Here is a 15,782-nt window from a genome sequence, read left to right on the forward strand (position 1 = left end):
GGGTCTTTTTAACAAAAAAAGAAGCATCATGAGGGATGCTTCTTTATCGTTCATATTCTTAATAGGCTTTCGCCCAGAACACCATATCAGATGCAGGCTTTCCGCAGCAGACACATGTGTCAGAAATGGTTTCCTGTTCGAATGGAATACAGCGTGAGGTCGCACCTGTTCTTTCTTTAATGTCGTTTTCACAGGCCTCATCACCGCACCACATGGCTTTAATCAATCGGTTTTCTTCCGCAAGAATTTGCTCGATGTCTTCGATTGTGTGGGCGTGTGATGTCTTTTCATGTAATCGTTCTTTCGCTTTTTCGTACATCGTCCGCTGGATGTCTTCAAGCGTTGCTGTGATGGTTTGTTCAAGGGCATCTAACGTGACAGCTTGCTTTTCACCAGTGTCTCGTCTTGCAAGCATCACCTGTCCTTTTTCGATGTCCTTTGGTCCTACTTCTACACGTAGCGGAATACCCTGCATTTCACACTCGTTAAATTTCCAGCCTGGCTGTTTATCGCTTGCGTCGATGTCAGCACGTGCGATGCGGGCGAGTCGATTCTTCAATTCGTAGGCATGATCCAGCACACCTTCTTTATGAGAAGCGATTGGGACGATACGCACTTGGGTTGGCGCAATATTTGGCGGGAGGACGAGCCCTCTGTCATCGCCATGAACCATGATCATAGCGCCAATGATTCTTGTTGTGAAACCCCAAGAGGTTTGCTGGACGTGCTCTAGTTTTCCTTCACGGTTTAAGAATTCGATGCCAAATGCTTTGGCAAATCCGTTCCCGAAGAAATGAGAAGTGGCAGTTTGCAGCGCTTTTCCATCATGCATCAAGCTTTCAACCGTATAGGTGAAGCGAGCGCCGGCGAATTTTTCCTTCTCTGTTTTTCTCCCTTTAATGACAGGAATGGCAAGGAGATCTTCGCAAAGAGAAGCGTAAATGTGAAGCATTCTTTCTGTTTCTTCAACCGCTTCTTGCTCAGTCTCATGGCACGTGTGCCCTTCCTGCCATAGGAATTCAAGGGTTCTGAGGAAGGGACGTGTTGTCTTTTCCCAGCGGACGACATTGGCCCATTGGTTATATAGCTTCGGTAAATCGCGGTAGGAATGAATAATGTTTTTGTAATGCTCAGCGAACAGCACTTCAGAGGTCGGTCTGACGCAGAGCCTTTCTTGTAATTCGGATTCACCGCCATGTGTCACCCACGCCACTTCAGGAGCAAAGCCTTCAATATGATCTTTTTCCTGCTGAAGCAGGCTCTCTGGGATAAAGAGCGGCATATAGACATTCTCATGACCCGTTTCTTTAATCTGGCGGTCAAGTTCGTCGCGAATATTCTCCCAGATTTTAAAGCCGTACGGCTGAATGATCATACTGCCTCTCACGCTTGAATAATCGACGAGCCGCGCCTTTGTGACAACATCTGTATACCACTGGGCAAAGTCGTCTTCCATGCTTGTAATTTTCTCAACAAATTGTTTCTTTGACATTGCAGGTTCCTCCTTTTTTAAAACAAAAAAGCTGTACTTTAAGTTAGGGACCATTCCTGGTGGTACCACCCTAATTTAAAGCACAGCTTTACACTCAATCATGATAACGGTATGAACCGCTGTATGAAACAGAACTAAATCGGCAGGTTCACTTGAAGATGTCAGTAGGAACTTCTCAGCACCGTTCCCTCTCTGTTAAAGATCGATTCAAGCTACTATTCCAGATCTACGTTGATCCTCGTTCGTTGATTTTTCATCAGTTTACCTGTAAATGGAGGAGAAAGCAAGCTGTTCTGATTCCTTTTACGGCGCCTTTTGTTTAGGTAACGGAATGGCAGTATTTTTCTATTTTTTCAGCTTGCGAGTTATGAAAGGCTATGCTAATATATTTGAAGAAAAAAATAGACTTGTATAACCTCAATAATATGGTTTGAGGGTTTCTACCAGGATCCGATAAATCCTGATTACAAAAGCGCGCTTTCCTTTTTTGTAATCAGGGTTTTTTTGTTTGTCTGCACCCTGTATCAAAAGTGAAAGCGATGATATACAGAAGGGATGTTAGACATGAACTGGAGAGTATTTTTATTAGCCGTTTCTACCTTTGCAGTTGGATTAGTTGAGCTTGTGGTCGGGGGCATTCTGCCAAGTCTTGCAGAGGATTTGAATGTGTCTCTTGCAACAGCCGGACAGCTCATTACGGTATTTGCGATTGTGTATGCCATTTCAGCACCCGTGCTGCTGACCGCTACAGCCAAAATCGAACGAAAGCGCCTTTATTTAATCGCGTTATTGGTGTTTACATTAGGGAATGTGTTCACTTATTTTAGTTCGACCTTTGCCCTTGTCATGATATCAAGGGTGTTGATTGCCATGAGCACAGCGCTTGTGGTGGTATTATCTTTGACGATCACTGCCAAATTGGTGGAACCAGCGCATCGTGCAAAGGCATTAGGGCTGATTTTTATTGGGATTAGTTCTTCGCTTGTTCTCGGTGTACCGATCGGTATTTTTATTACAGAGAGCTTTGGCTGGAGAGTGATGTTTTTAGGAATCAGTATTCTTTCTGCCATATCGATGGTGCTGATCTATTTTCTATTGGAAAAAATGCCTGTTGAAAAAGTGACGCCTCTTAGAGAGCAGATTCGTTCTTTAGGGCATCCGAAAATTTTTAGTGCACACTTGATCAGTTTGTTTATGCTTGCAGGCCATTATATGCTTTATTCTTATTTCACTCCATTTCTGATGGAAGTTCTGCATATGACCCCGTTTTGGATTAGTATTTGTTATTTGATCTTCGGACTTGCGTCGATAGGTGGGAATGGATTTGGCGGCTGGCTGAGTGACAAACTGGGTTCAGGGAAAGCCATTTTGCTTGTGACAATCGCGTTTGCGGTTGTCATGTTTACCATTCCTTATACAGCGGGGGTGTTCGCGCTCTTTATGGTCATGGTTGTCCTTTGGGGTGCGCTCAGCTGGGCACTGACGCCTGCTTTGCAGAGTTATTTGATTCAAACAGATCCTGTCACGTCGGATATTCAGCAGAGCTTAAATACGTCGGCCTTGCAAATCGGCATTTCGATTGGATCAGCGGTTGGCGGAGTCATGTTTACGATGACCGGTTCATCTGTTGATCTGGCTAAATTCGGTGCTGTGTTTGTACTGATTGCTTTTAGCTGTGCGGTGATTTCGCTGAAGAGACCGCCGCTTTATACGGATCGTCAGCATCATGCTGAATAGCTGCCTAACTTTAGGCAGCTTTTTTACGTTCATTTCAAATTCATAAAAAGTACTTTTTATTCAAAGACGGCCATTTCGCCGATTGGTTGGAAGCCGGCACGTTGATAAATGTTTTTGCCGTCAGCTGAAGCTTGTAGGATGACACACTTTTGTTTATTCTCTGTCTGGGTCAGAAGGTAATGAAACATGTCACTGCCAAGTCCTTTGCCGCGGTGTTCTGCCCTAGTCATGACATCGTAAATACCGTAGCTGGCGTTTGTCTCGAATAATAAGCCTGTTGTGACCGGCTTGTGGTGTTCATATCCCACGAACATGCGAGCTTTTGAGTGCAATGCTTCAATCGAAAAACGCTGGAAATAGTCTTCTAAGGCGGCGGCCTCAGTCGATCCTTTGAATAGTTCAATAAAGATATGTTTGTAATCAAATAGTGTCTGCTCATCAAGTACTTCCTTGATTGTAAGTGCTGAGGATGTGACTGGATCAATGTCACCTGTATGCTCAAGCATCATGATGGTATTGCGTTCGACCTCTTGAAGCTGATATTCCTTTAATAAATCAGTCCAATCAGGATAGAGTAAGCGGTGATCGATCCATGTGCTGAAGATGAGTTTCTGTGACCGCATGTGTTCAATGGCCATTTTCACTTTTTTTGGATCTTGGATTTGAGCTGATGTCGGTAAGAGCAAATTGAACGTGTCAGTCGATATATGAGTATTTGATAGAACGAAATCGTCAGATGCAAGGAAGGCTCCGTTCACAGCAGAGGAAAACAGATGTATCTTTTCTTCTAACTGGTGAATGGCCATTTGTTGTTCAGGATTCATTTAGATCACCTTTTCATTATGATAAATTGGATGACATCCCCATGATTATAGCATGTGACAGGATGAGGAGAATCTAGTAAAAAAGTGCATATGCAATTTTCAGGTCTGATGTCCTATTATTTTACTCACATCGACATTTCTTTTGACTCCTTTCTTCATTATTAGTACCATTTTATTAACCAGTTAAGAGTGGAGGTTCAGATGGAAACAAAAGAGCAGATTGTATTAAAAGCGATTCAAGATCTGATTATGCATAGGGAAAAGAGACGGAATGATCCAACAGATCCACTGATTACCACGACTGATACACTCAAACAAGAATGGACACTCACACAGCTTCACATTTTATCGATGATTCAAGCCAATCCAAACGAATCAAACAATACATTTCTATCTCAACAGCTAAAACTATCAAAGCCAGCTATTACAAAGGCTGTGAAAAAACTAATTGAAAAAGGCATGGTGGACTATTGCCACCGGCAAGGTGATAAGAAATCTGTCTATTATTCTTTGACAGAGGAAGGCAAGCAATTGGCGGCGCTGCATGATGAACTACATGATAAAGCAGTCACGTCCTATTTAGAATTTCTCCACCAGTTTCATGAAGATGAATTACAAGTGATTGAGCGCTTCTTAAAGGCTTGGAAAGAAAAGATATAGTTAAAAAACCGAAACCATCGCACAAAGGGAGATGATGGTTTCGGTTTTTTTATGGTAAAATTAACATATATTGACGTTGTTCTTAGCCATGATGAAAGGGAGGGAGCTCATTGGAGAAAGAAATGATAGAAAATTATAAAAAATACGTATTCATCATGCCATTCGTGGGATTGTTTGTCAGCGTGCTATTATTTGTTTATTTTTTTGGCATCACAGGAGTTGAAGGATCAATTTGGGCTGCTGCTTTGTATTGTGCTCTGCCCTTTTTGGTGAATACGATATGTTTCTTGCCTGTATGTATTTATTTTAAAGTCAGCAAAAAAAGTGAGGAACATACATGATTGTCGTCAGTGCTTGTCTTGCTGGGTTGAAGGTTCGTTATAATGGCAGCCATCGATTAGATCAGCGAATTGAGGAGCTTGTTCAGGAGGGAAAGGCGGTCACAGTTTGTCCTGAGCTGCTTGGCGGCCTTTCCACGCCAAGGCCTCCCGCAGAAATCATTGGCGGAGACGGACATGATGTATTACAGGGCCTCGCCTCCGTGATTGATGTACATGGAAATGATGTCACGGAGATGTATGTAAAAGGCGCGAAGGCCGCGCTGGAACAGGTTCAGTCTCTGAAAGCGACGGCAGTTGTGTTAAAAGAGTACAGCCCTTCCTGCGGCAGCCGGATGATTTATCGCGGAGATTTTAACGGGGGGACAAAAGCTGGAGATGGAGTGACATCCGCTTTGCTTAAACAGCACGGAATTCAGGTATTTTCTGAGGAGGATGATTGGACTTCACTGTTTTTATAGGTGTGGTGTGAATAGAAGGAGGAGTTAGGTTGAAAAAGTGGATGATTGGTTTAGTCGTCATTATTTTATTAGGAATTGGTATTTATTTTCTAATCAATGCAAATACATACTCTTTTGATGATGTGGCCTCAATTGATCAGAACAAGGTGACTTCGATTCAAATTGAGCATGATAATGAGCGTGTTAAAGTGGAAAAGAAAGAGGATATTCAAAAGCTGCTGAAGGAATTTTCAGGTATGAAATTAAAGAAGGTGAATGACTCTAAAAAAGACACAAAAGAGTCTTATTGGATCAGGGTGTTAGAGGATGGCAAAGCGACATACGGATTCATCTTTTACGATCAAGCTTATTTAGAAACATATGATGGTTCTAAAACAAAAAATCGGATCAGCGAATATCAAATCATTGACACCAATCAAGTTGATATAGGAAAATATATCAAATAGCTCAGCCAGAATTTCATGCATAATCAATCGAAAATTAGGGTATAGTGCTTGGTAGTTAAAAATGAAGCGGAGGTTTGTTTGATGAGTGGATTAACAGATACAGTCACATTAGCAAACGGAGTAAAAATGCCGAAGCTAGGCTTTGGTGTATGGCAGGTAAAAGATGGGGATGAGGCTGTAAATGCAGTCAAAGACGCTCTTGAAGCGGGCTACCGCAGCATTGATACAGCAGCCGCCTATCAAAATGAAGAAGGGGTAGGCAAAGCCATTCAGCAATCAGGCATCTCTCGCGATGATCTATTCATTACGACAAAGGTCTGGAATAATGATCAAGGCTATGAATCAACACTCGAAGCCTTTGAAACAAGTATGAACAAGCTGGGGCTAGATGTATTAGACCTTTATTTAATTCATTGGCCAGTTGAAGGCAAATATAAAGAAACATGGAAAGCGCTAGAAAAACTATATGAGGATGGACGCGTTCGAGCGATCGGAGTGTGTAATTTCCATCAGCATCATTTAGAGGATTTATTGGAAGAGGCAGAAGTTGTGCCAATGGTGAATCAAATCGAGCTGCATCCGAAGCTGACGCAGGAGCCTTTACGAGACTACTGCAAGTCGAAAGGAATTCATGTTGAGGCGTGGTCGCCATTAGGAAGCGGGAAGCTTCTAAACCATCCTGTTCTCCAAGATATCGCGAAAAAACATGACAAGTCAGTAGCCCAAGTGATTCTTCGCTGGGACTTGCAGCATGGCATTATCACCATTCCAAAATCTGTGACGAAGAGCCGAATCATCGAAAACACACAAGTCTTCGATTTCGAGCTGTCCGCACGTGAGATGGGTGTCATTGATCAGCTCAATGAAGATGAGCGCACAGGTCCAGATCCAGATAACTTTGATTTTTAATCGAAAGAACAGCACAGGTGTGATGCCTGTGCTTTTTTATGTGCAGTTTTTTGATGTTGAAAGGCCTCAATGAGTTGAATGGCGTCGATAATCTTTTCTTTACATAGTCTCCAATCAAACCATCGAATATATGAGAAGAAAGGCCCTTCCGTTTTATGGAATTGAGCCGCCGACATTGCCTTTAGGTATGTATTTCCTGTATGATAAAGAATGGTATGTTTTGATTAAATTTAAGAGGTGTTTATATAGATGGAAAAACAATATCGCGTTTTACTTTACTATCAATATGTCCCCATTGAGGACCCAGAGACGTTTACAGCAGAGCATTTAGCATTCTGTAAGGAGCTTGGTTTGTTAGGCCGTATCCTTGTATCAGCAGAAGGCTTGAACGGAACGGTTTCTGGAACCATTGAGCAAACGGACAAGTACATGCAAGCGTTAAAAGAAGATCCGCGCTTTGCGTCTATGCCGATCAAAATTGACGAAGCAGATGGACATGCGTTTAAGAAAATGCACGTCCGCCACCGGAAGGAACTCGTGAACCTCAGCCTTGAGGATGACGTGAATCCGTTAGAATTAACGGGGAAACATCTTAGCCCGGTCGAATTTTACGAGCAAATGCAATCACCTGATACGGTTGTGATTGATGCACGTAATGATTACGAGTTTGATGTTGGTCACTTTAGAGGGGCAGTCCGTCCTGATATTGAGACATTCCGTGAATTACCTGAGTGGATTCGTGACAATAAAGAGATTCTTGAAGGGAAAAAAATCCTGACTTATTGCACAGGCGGTGTACGCTGCGAGAAATTCTCAGGCTGGTTAAAGCGTGAAGGCTTTGAAGATGTCTCTCAGCTTGACGGCGGAATTGTCACTTACGGAAAAGATCCAGAAGTGCAAGGGAAGCTATGGGACGGTCAATGCTATGTGTTTGATAATCGCTTAACAGTACCAGTGAATCAAACAGAGCATGTGGTTGTCGGAAAAGATTTCTTCACTGGTGAGCCTTGCGAGCGTTATGTGAACTGTGCGAACCCTGCATGTAACCGTAAGATGATTGCCACTGAAGAGAGTGAGCATAAGTATATGCGCAGCTGCAGTCATGAATGCCGCACAAGCGAACGGAACCTGTATGTGAAACAGCACAATTTATCTGAAGAAGAAGTACAAGAAAGACTAGCTGTCATTGAAAAAGAACAAGCGATTTCACAAGGATAGAGGGAATCCCCTCTATCCTTTTTTCTATACATGACGGGGGTTAGAAGATAGAGGAAGTCATTTCCTCTATCTTTTTTGTTTTGTTTTTTTCAAAATAAGGGTAAAGGTAGTTATTCAGTCTAATAGATTGAACAGGTGAAAAAGCGCTTTCTTTTGAAATAAGCATGTTCGACTATTTCAGAAAATGAAGAATTGAGAGATAATATAACAGGCGAAAAAATGAACAAAGATAAAGGTTCATTAGAAGAAATATTTGCCAGTGAAATGAAAAGTGAGCTGCTTTGAAAGAAAGACGCTTGCTTGACACATGCTCTGTATTTTAATCGAAAGGTGTTATGAACATGAATCATTTGCATCGTAGGATGGGAACTTTCGCTTTAATGATGGTAGGTCTTGGCTCAATCATTGGTTCAGGATGGCTCTTCGGTGCTTGGCGTGCAGCTCAAATCGCCGGTCCTGCTGCTATTTTATCCTGGTTGATTGGGATGGTTGTGATTTTATTTATCGCTTTGTCTTATAGTGAACTCGGATCGATGTTTCCTGAGGCAGGCGGAATGGTGAAATATACGCAATATTCACACGGATCTTTTATTGGGTTTATTGCAGCTTGGGCGAACTGGATCGCCATTGTCTCCGTGATACCAGTTGAGGCGGTTGCTTCCGTCCAGTACATGAGCTCTTGGCCTTGGGAGTGGGCAAAGTGGACATCTCATTTGGTCACAAAAGGGGTATTGACGACAGAAGGTCTTATGGTTGCCAGTGTGCTTCTTGTGATTTACTTTCTGCTTAATTATTGGACAGTTGGGTTATTTTCAAAAGCAAATACATTCATTACCGTATTTAAAATTGTCATTCCAGGATTAACAATTGGTGCGCTCTTATTCGTAGGTTTTCATAGTGAGAATTTTACTTCTGGAACAAGTATTGCCCCTAACGGCTGGGCGAGTGTGCTGACAGCTGTTGCGACATCTGGGATTGTGTTTGCCTTCAATGGCTTCCAAAGCCCGATTAATATGGCCGGTGAGGCAAAAAATCCAGGCCGGTCGATTCCAATTGCCATTGTCGGATCGATTTTCATTGCAACTGTGATTTATGTCCTTTTACAAGTCGCCTTTATCGGTGCTGTTGATCCATCTATGATTGTGAACGGATGGGGTCATTTGAATTTCAACTCGCCATTTGCGGACCTTGCCATTGCGCTTGGGATTAACTGGCTTGTTCTGATTTTATATGCGGATGCGTTTGTGTCACCTTCTGGTACAGGAATTACGTATACCGCAACGACGTCTCGTATGATTTATGGAATGGAAAAAAACAAATACATGCCAAGTGTGCTTGGCCGTCTGCACCCTATTTACGGCGTGCCTCGTCCAGCAATGTTTTTTAACTTAGCCGTATCGTTTATTTTTCTGTTTTTATTTAGAGGCTGGGGTGTACTTGCTGAAATTATCTCTGTCGCAACACTTATTTCGTATCTGACGGGACCAGTGACAGTCATGACGCTGAGAAAGACAGGGACAGATTTATATCGTCCGCTTCGAATAAAAGGACTCAGCATCATTGCTCCTCTCGGTTTTGTCTTTGCCTCATTGACACTGTATTGGGCAAGATGGCCGTTAACAGGTCAGGTGCTGTTCATTATTCTCATCGGTCTCCCTATCTATTTTTACTATCAAGCAAAAGCGAAGTGGAAAGGCTTCGGCCGCAACTTTAAGGCGGGTGCTTGGATGGTTGTGTACCTGCTTGTCATGATGACGATTTCCTGTCTTGGCAGTGACAAATTCGGCGGTTATAACATCATTCATTATGGCTGGGACATGGCACTGATTACAGTGGTAGCTCTGCTATTTTATATGTGGGCACTCAAAAGTGGATATGAAACAGAGTTTTTAGAGGATGCGAAAAAAATCAATGATGAGCTGCGTGCTTCTCAGAAAGAAGCTGCAGCAACCAAAGAATAAAGAAACGGCTGCCTGAACACTCGGGGCAGCCGTTTTTATTTGGATGAAAGGTGCATCACATGCCGTTTCAGCCAAGTGGTGACGCCGCGCAAAACGGCCGCTGTGACAAGTGAAATGAGCACATATCTCCAAAGCTGGCCTAAGCCTTGTCCACTCAGCCAGAACACGATGCCTAGGATGATGAGGGTGAACATGAGCAAGAATAAAAATGATGCAGACCAGAAAAAAGCTTTCACAGAAGGCCACCTCCTCAGGAGTATTGTATGCAGGCTGATGCACGATCAGACCAGCAATGAAGAGGTTGACTATTGATGAGAACTATTGCTAAAGTCAGATAAAAATATCAAGTGATTTGACAATTGTGTTAAGATGAGAGCATATTTTGAGTAAAGTTGTTGGTCATAGACGGAGGTGTTTGGAAATGCAGATTCAAAAGGTTCTAAACAATAATGTCATTAGTGTCATAGATGAACATGGAAAAGAAATCGTTGTCATGGGCAGAGGCATCGCTTTCCAGCGACGTCCCGGGGACCCGGTGGACGAATCGTTGATTGATAAAGTCTTCCGCCTGGAGGATCATTCCGTTCACGAGCGGATGAAAATGCTGCTTCAAGAGGTTCCGTATGATGTGGTCAAAGTGACCGAAGAAATGATCCAATATGCACATACAAAGCTGAACCGAAGATTAAATGAAAGTCTGCATGTATCGCTGGCAGACCATATTCATTACGCCATCGAACGGCTGAAGAAAAATCATCTGATTGAGAATTCGCTTATTTGGGAGATTAAACGCTTATACAAAGATGAATTTCTGGTGGCAAAGGACTGTCTTGAGATGATTGAAGAGCGTCTTCATATTGAACTGCCTGAGGATGAAGCGGGCTTTATTGCCATGCATATCATTAACGCAGAGCTCAATGAGGATATGAATACGACGGTCAATATCACAAAGGAAGTCAATGCCATTCTCACCATTGTGAAATATCATCTCAACATGGAATTTGATGAAGACTCGCTTAACTTTTACCGTTTTCTCACGCATTTGCGCTTTTTCGTCCAGCGTCTGATTAACGAAACACTGCTTGTCAGCGAAGATCAGGACTTATATCAGCTGATCAAAGTGAAATATCCGAAAGCATATGATTGCGCAAAGAAAATCGCAGAATATGTCTATCAAACCTATCATCGGGATCTCACATCGGAGGAGATGCTGTATCTATCAATTCATTTGAATCGACTGATCAAACGAGAAAAATAAAGATAGATTTTAAAAGAAAGCGTTGACATGAGAAAAGGTGAGTGGTACTATTTGCTCATAAACATAAAAGAATACGGTTTCACAATGATCGTCTTAGAGGATTGTGACTGTTCGGCAGGCAAAACCTAAACGTTCACTGAAAAAGCGCAACAGCAAGCTGCGACTATTTTTGGTGCCCGTTTAGGTTTTTATTTTGCCCAAAAACGTATTTTTTTGAAAAAAAGGGGGTTTTTGCATGAGTTATCGTCAATTAGCAGAAGACATTATTAAACACATTGGTACAGAGAAAAACGTCCATTCGTTGGTGCATTGTGCCACAAGGCTTCGCTTCACACTAAATGACAGATCAAAAGCGGATAAAGCGGCCATTGAAAAATTAAATGGCGTCGTTACCGTTATGGAAAGCGGCGGCCAATTTCAAGTGGTCATTGGCAATACCGTACCAGAGGTATATCGAGAAATTGGAGAGTTTACGAATCTATTAGAGGATTCCACTGCTTCATCTGCAAAATCAGGTGAAGAGAGCACAAGCCTTTTCGGGAAATTCGTCGACATTGTATCGGGGATTTTCACACCACTTCTCGGTGTCATGGCGGGTGCAGGTATTTTAAAAGGTCTATTAGGTATCTGTATCAACGCGAAATGGTTATCTCCTGAAGATACATCGTATCAAATTTTATTTGCAGCATCTGACAGCTTGTTCTACTTCCTGCCATTATTGCTCGCATTCACTTCTGCTAGGAAGTTTAAAGCGAATCCGTTTGTCGCTGTGACGATAGCAGGTGCACTGATTTACCCAACCATTCAAGAATTGTCAAAAGGCGGCGGAGATGTGACATTCTTCGGGATTCCAGTCGTCTTAATGTCTTATACATCTACGGTCATCCCAATCATTTTGGCAGTGTTTGTCATGGGATATATCGAACGTTTCTTTAACAAAGTTATTCATGAAAGTGTCAAAAACTTTATTACTCCACTGATTTTGCTTGTCACGGTTGTTCCGCTGACACTCATCGTATTCGGACCATTTGGTGTGTATGCAGGGAATGGCATTGCAGCTGTTTTGCTGAAAGTATTCTCCTTTAGTCCTACACTTGCAGGTGCTTTAATTGCGATGGCTTGGCAGATTCTTGTCATCTTCGGTATCCATTGGGGACTTGTGCCAGTCATTTTAAATAATATCGCAGTCCATGGGAAAGATCATATCAAGCCGGCCACTGCGCCAGCTGTATTTTCACAAGCCGGTGCTTCAATCGGTGTTATGCTGAAAACAAAGAATAAAAAACTGAAATCACTGGCTGGATCAACAGCAGTTTCTGCTGTGTTTGGGATCACAGAGCCAGCTGTATACGGGGTCACACTTCGTTTGAAAAAACCATTTATTGCAGCCGTTATCTCTGCTGGGGTCGGCGGTGCGATTATCGGTTATTCACAAAGTATTGCAATTGCGTCAGGCCTTCCAAGTTTACTGACACTGCCGATTTTCTACGGTCAAGGATTTACAGGGTTCATCATCGGAATCTCGGTCTCGTTCGTCCTTTCGATCATCCTAACCTATTTGATTGGATTTAAAGATCCAGTAGATGAAGATGAAACGCCGGCAGCCGCTTCTGCACCGGTAATTGAAAACGAACATGGGGTCAAAGCAGCTCATGTGAAAAGTCCTTTAAAGGGCGAGGTCATCAAGCTGGAGGAAGTGCAGGATAAAGCATTCTCATCTGGTGCACTAGGAAAGGGCGCAGCCATCATTCCATCAGAAGGAAAGCTGTTTGCACCAGTATCAGGAATTGTGACAACGGTGTTCCCAACTGGACATGCGTATGGTCTAACCTCTGAAAGCGGAGCAGAGGTACTCATTCACATCGGACTGGATACCGTACAATTAGGCGGAAAGCATTTTACCCCGAAGGTTGTTCAGGGGCAAACCATCACAGAAGGCGAACTGCTTGCTGAGTTTGACATAGAAGCCATCCAAGCTTCAGGCCTGTCAGTCACAACACCCGTTATTATTACCAATTCAGGTGAGTTTAGCGATATCATTGAAACGGAAGAGAAACAAATCACACCAGGCCAATCATTTTTACATCTAGTTTAATCAAAAGGAGGAAGAAATCATGAGATATTCAACACTAGCATCATTTCCAAAAGACTTTTTCTGGGGCGGATCTACTTCCGCCTATCAGGTAGAGGGTGCGTGGAACGAGGATGGCAAGGGGCCTTCTGTCATTGACATGAGAGCAAGTTATCCTGAAGGGACAACGGATTTTAAAGTCGCAAGCGATCACTATCACCGTTATAAAGAGGATGTGAAGATGTTTGCGGAAATGGGCTTGAAGGCTTATCGCTTTTCCATTGCGTGGACACGGATCATTCCAGATGGAGATGGGGAGATCAATCAAAAGGGGATTGAATTCTATCATTCACTCATCGATGAATTGCGCCGCTATGGCATTGAACCAATCGTGACAATGTATCATTTTGATCTGCCTCATGCGCTTCAAGTAAAGGGCGGATGGTCTAACCGCGGGACAGTAGATGCGTTTGAACGCTATGCAGAGGTGCTATTCAAGGAGTATGGTCAGAAGGTAAACTATTGGCTGACCATTAATGAACAAAACATGATGATCTTACATGGATCAGCGCTAGGTACACTTGATCCAAATTTAGAAAATCCGAAAAAAGAACTGTATCAGCAGAATCATCATATGCTCGTTGCACAGGCAAAAGCCATGACGCTTTGTCATCAAATGCTGCCTGAAGCGAAAATTGGTCCAGCGCCAAACATTGCGCTCATTTATCCGGCTTCTCCAAAGCCTGAAGATGTGCTTGCTGCGGCGAATTACAATGCGATCCGCAACTGGCTTTATCTTGATATGGCGGTGTTCGGGCGTTATAACAACCTGGCTTGGGCGTACATGAAAGAAAAAGACATTCTTCCTGTCATCGAAGAGGGAGATATGGATATTTTGAAAAGCGCGAAGCCAGACTTCATTGCCTTTAACTACTACACCTCACAAACAGTTGAAGCGAGTAAAGGAGATGGCAACGACGAATTTGCACGCGGCGGAGATCAGCATTTGAAATCAGGTGAAGATGGCGTCTACAAAGGCGGCAACAACCCATTCTTAAGCAAAAATGCGTTTGGCTGGGAGATTGACCCTGTCGGCTTCCGTTCAACAATGCGGGAGATTTATGACCGCTATCAGCTGCCGCTTATTATCACGGAAAACGGATTGGGTGCATTCGACAAGTTAGAAGAAGATGGATCAATTCAGGATGATTATCGAATTGATTATCTAGAAAAACATATCGAGCAAATCAAATGGGCGATCACAGACGGCGTCGAGGTATTCGGATACTGCCCGTGGTCAGCCATCGACTTAATCAGCACACACCAAGGATGCTCCAAGCGCTACGGGTTCATCTACGTCAATCGCGACGAATTTGACCTAAAAGACCTTAAAAGAATTCGCAAAAAGAGCTCTTATTGGTATGAAACCTTGATTCAGCAAAATGGAGACAACATCGGGAAATAACGATAAAAAAGCCAATCACCTTATGCGGGTGGCTGGCTTTTTTTCGTTCATTTTATTGGAAAGATCATATTGTTCGAGTTGTTCTAACATGATAGTCTGATGATATATTGTAAAAATTGGATAAAAATCCATTATCAGAAAGGGGTTGTTTATATGATGACGATTTTTTTTATGTTCTTCACATTGTTTTTGATTTTTTATAGTTTGAATTATATAGGACAGAAATTAATTGCGAAGGAATATCCAATGAACCATGGATTGATTGTGACGCTGTCAGCTGTGGAAGGTATTCTTGTTTTCGTCATTGTTGGTGTGAATGCGAAATTTCCGTTTTTATTTACAGTACTTATGTCTGTTCACATCTAACTCTCTACTATTATTATACCCCGAATTTAATGAAATTTATAGACTGTTTCTCGCCCATATCTAGCCGTATACTGTTATACGCAAGTCAAAAACGATAAGGGGTGTGGCTGTATGAATGACAAGCAAAAGGTGTTAGATCCCGGGCCATTTTTTCATGGGACAAAAGCGGAATTGAAGATTGGAGATCTGCTTGAACCGCTGCATTTATCCAATTATCAGGATAAAAAATCGAACCATATTTATTTCACCGGAACACTAAACGCGGCCAAATGGGGTGCTGAATTAGCTAGGTCTGATGCGAAAGAAAGAATTTATATTGTAGAACCGTTAGGCGAGTTTGAAAATGATCCAAATGTGACTGATAAAAGATTTCCCGGCAACCCAACACGTTCTTATCGATCGAAATCTCCGTTGAAAATAGTCGCAGAATTAGGTTCTTGGGAAAGACATTCCGATGAAGAAATCAATCATATGCTGAGCTCCTTAAAAAAATTAAGTGAAGAAGGAAAAAATGTCATCTACGATTAATGATATATATCTAAATAAAAAGGCCGCCTCATGAACTGGGCGGCCTTT

The 15,782-nt window shown here is 42.5% G+C and carries 16 protein-coding genes, 1 riboswitch and 1 other annotated feature; of the genes, 13 read left to right on the forward strand and 3 right to left on the reverse strand.

Translation table 11 applies throughout. The annotated features are described in order from the left end of the window. Positions 1-58: 58 nt before the first annotated feature. Positions 59-1,492, reverse strand: a complete 1,434-nt coding sequence (gene proS, locus NSQ76_RS01525) for a proline--tRNA ligase (protein WP_341051932.1) — start codon at positions 1,490-1,492, stop codon at positions 59-61. A gap of 42 nt (positions 1,493-1,534) precedes the next feature. Next, positions 1,535-1,730: a binding site (T-box leader), on the reverse strand. A gap of 149 nt (positions 1,731-1,879) precedes the next feature. Continuing rightward, positions 1,880-1,979: riboswitch (purine riboswitch) on the forward strand. A 77-nt stretch (positions 1,980-2,056) separates the two neighbouring features. Between proS and NSQ76_RS01530 the strand changes: the two genes are divergently transcribed. Beyond that, positions 2,057-3,229, forward strand: coding sequence for an MFS transporter (locus tag NSQ76_RS01530; RefSeq protein WP_341051934.1), 1,173 nt, complete (start codon positions 2,057-2,059; stop codon positions 3,227-3,229). Positions 3,230-3,285: 56 nt separating this feature from the next. On the opposite strand, the gene NSQ76_RS01535 is transcribed toward NSQ76_RS01530, so the two are convergent. Then, entirely contained in the window at positions 3,286-4,053 is a 768-nt protein-coding gene (locus NSQ76_RS01535) for a GNAT family N-acetyltransferase (protein ID WP_285706960.1), read from the reverse strand. A gap of 201 nt (positions 4,054-4,254) precedes the next feature. On the opposite strand from NSQ76_RS01535, the gene NSQ76_RS01540 reads away from it, so the two are divergent. The 7 genes from NSQ76_RS01540 (at position 4,255) to NSQ76_RS01570 (ending at position 10,046) form a co-directional block, all read left to right on the forward strand. Continuing rightward, a complete protein-coding gene (locus tag NSQ76_RS01540) occupies positions 4,255-4,713 on the forward strand; it encodes a MarR family transcriptional regulator (RefSeq protein WP_024424416.1) in 459 nt (152 codons plus the stop codon). Positions 4,714-4,823: 110 nt separating this feature from the next. Continuing rightward, positions 4,824-5,054 carry a hypothetical protein gene (locus NSQ76_RS01545; protein WP_341051941.1) on the forward strand — a complete coding sequence of 77 codons (231 nt, stop codon included), beginning with the start codon at positions 4,824-4,826 and terminating at the stop codon, positions 5,052-5,054. Next, on the forward strand, positions 5,051-5,512 hold the full coding sequence (locus NSQ76_RS01550; protein WP_125587564.1) for a DUF523 domain-containing protein: 462 nt from the start codon (positions 5,051-5,053) through the stop codon (positions 5,510-5,512). Before NSQ76_RS01545 ends, NSQ76_RS01550 begins: the two co-directional genes overlap by 4 nt. A gap of 29 nt (positions 5,513-5,541) precedes the next feature. Then, positions 5,542-5,958 carry a DUF5301 domain-containing protein gene (locus tag NSQ76_RS01555; RefSeq protein WP_341051945.1) on the forward strand — a complete coding sequence of 139 codons (417 nt, stop codon included), beginning with the start codon at positions 5,542-5,544 and terminating at the stop codon, positions 5,956-5,958. An 81-nt stretch (positions 5,959-6,039) separates the two neighbouring features. Continuing rightward, positions 6,040-6,867, forward strand: coding sequence for an aldo/keto reductase (locus NSQ76_RS01560; protein ID WP_024427444.1), 828 nt, complete (start codon positions 6,040-6,042; stop codon positions 6,865-6,867). A gap of 249 nt (positions 6,868-7,116) precedes the next feature. After that, positions 7,117-8,085: an oxygen-dependent tRNA uridine(34) hydroxylase TrhO gene (gene trhO, locus NSQ76_RS01565; RefSeq protein ID WP_024424412.1), complete on the forward strand. Its 969-nt coding sequence runs from the start codon at positions 7,117-7,119 to the stop codon at positions 8,083-8,085. A 341-nt stretch (positions 8,086-8,426) separates the two neighbouring features. Beyond that, complete coding sequence (locus tag NSQ76_RS01570) at positions 8,427-10,046, forward strand: APC family permease (protein WP_034283122.1); 1,620 nt, start codon at positions 8,427-8,429, stop codon at positions 10,044-10,046. 35 nt (positions 10,047-10,081) lie between these two features. Here the strand turns inward: NSQ76_RS01570 and NSQ76_RS01575 are convergent, their stop codons facing one another. Further along, on the reverse strand, positions 10,082-10,282 hold the full coding sequence (locus NSQ76_RS01575) for a hypothetical protein (protein ID WP_024424410.1): 201 nt from the start codon (positions 10,280-10,282) through the stop codon (positions 10,082-10,084). 185 nt (positions 10,283-10,467) lie between these two features. Between NSQ76_RS01575 and licT the strand changes: the two genes are divergently transcribed. From licT to arr, 5 genes are all read left to right on the forward strand, one after another. Further along, on the forward strand, positions 10,468-11,304 hold the full coding sequence (gene licT / locus NSQ76_RS01580) for a BglG family transcription antiterminator LicT (RefSeq protein WP_024424409.1): 837 nt from the start codon (positions 10,468-10,470) through the stop codon (positions 11,302-11,304). 235 nt (positions 11,305-11,539) lie between these two features. Next, positions 11,540-13,399, forward strand: a complete 1,860-nt coding sequence (locus NSQ76_RS01585) for a beta-glucoside-specific PTS transporter subunit IIABC (RefSeq protein WP_341051949.1) — start codon at positions 11,540-11,542, stop codon at positions 13,397-13,399. A gap of 19 nt (positions 13,400-13,418) precedes the next feature. Further along, positions 13,419-14,840: a glycoside hydrolase family 1 protein gene (locus NSQ76_RS01590; RefSeq protein WP_024424407.1), complete on the forward strand. Its 1,422-nt coding sequence runs from the start codon at positions 13,419-13,421 to the stop codon at positions 14,838-14,840. Between the two features lie 153 nt (positions 14,841-14,993). Next, a complete protein-coding gene (locus NSQ76_RS01595; protein WP_208946074.1) occupies positions 14,994-15,206 on the forward strand; it encodes a hypothetical protein in 213 nt (70 codons plus the stop codon). Positions 15,207-15,317: 111 nt separating this feature from the next. Further along, a complete protein-coding gene (arr, locus tag NSQ76_RS01600) occupies positions 15,318-15,734 on the forward strand; it encodes an NAD(+)--rifampin ADP-ribosyltransferase (protein WP_024424404.1) in 417 nt (138 codons plus the stop codon). Positions 15,735-15,782: the final 48 nt, after the last annotated feature.

Source organism: Bacillus sp. FSL M8-0256, assembly GCF_038005765.1.
Taxonomy (GTDB): domain Bacteria; phylum Bacillota; class Bacilli; order Bacillales; family Bacillaceae; genus Bacillus; species Bacillus safensis.

What these genes read in the sequence shown, in the direction of transcription:
- proS (WP_341051932.1), bottom strand. Translation starts at nt 1,492, where the DNA reads ATGTCAAAGAAACAATTTGTTGAGAAAATTACAAGCATGGAAGACGAC.
- NSQ76_RS01530 (WP_341051934.1), top strand. Translation starts at nt 2,057, where the DNA reads ATGAACTGGAGAGTATTTTTATTAGCCGTTTCTACCTTTGCAGTTGGA.
- NSQ76_RS01535 (WP_285706960.1), bottom strand. Translation starts at nt 4,053, where the DNA reads ATGAATCCTGAACAACAAATGGCCATTCACCAGTTAGAAGAAAAGATA.
- NSQ76_RS01540 (WP_024424416.1), top strand. Translation starts at nt 4,255, where the DNA reads ATGGAAACAAAAGAGCAGATTGTATTAAAAGCGATTCAAGATCTGATT.
- NSQ76_RS01550 (WP_125587564.1), top strand. Translation starts at nt 5,051, where the DNA reads ATGATTGTCGTCAGTGCTTGTCTTGCTGGGTTGAAGGTTCGTTATAAT.
- NSQ76_RS01560 (WP_024427444.1), top strand. Translation starts at nt 6,040, where the DNA reads ATGAGTGGATTAACAGATACAGTCACATTAGCAAACGGAGTAAAAATG.
- trhO (WP_024424412.1), top strand. Translation starts at nt 7,117, where the DNA reads ATGGAAAAACAATATCGCGTTTTACTTTACTATCAATATGTCCCCATT.
- NSQ76_RS01570 (WP_034283122.1), top strand. Translation starts at nt 8,427, where the DNA reads ATGAATCATTTGCATCGTAGGATGGGAACTTTCGCTTTAATGATGGTA.
- licT (WP_024424409.1), top strand. Translation starts at nt 10,468, where the DNA reads ATGCAGATTCAAAAGGTTCTAAACAATAATGTCATTAGTGTCATAGAT.
- NSQ76_RS01585 (WP_341051949.1), top strand. Translation starts at nt 11,540, where the DNA reads ATGAGTTATCGTCAATTAGCAGAAGACATTATTAAACACATTGGTACA.
- NSQ76_RS01590 (WP_024424407.1), top strand. Translation starts at nt 13,419, where the DNA reads ATGAGATATTCAACACTAGCATCATTTCCAAAAGACTTTTTCTGGGGC.
- NSQ76_RS01595 (WP_208946074.1), top strand. Translation starts at nt 14,994, where the DNA reads ATGATGACGATTTTTTTTATGTTCTTCACATTGTTTTTGATTTTTTAT.
- arr (WP_024424404.1), top strand. Translation starts at nt 15,318, where the DNA reads ATGAATGACAAGCAAAAGGTGTTAGATCCCGGGCCATTTTTTCATGGG.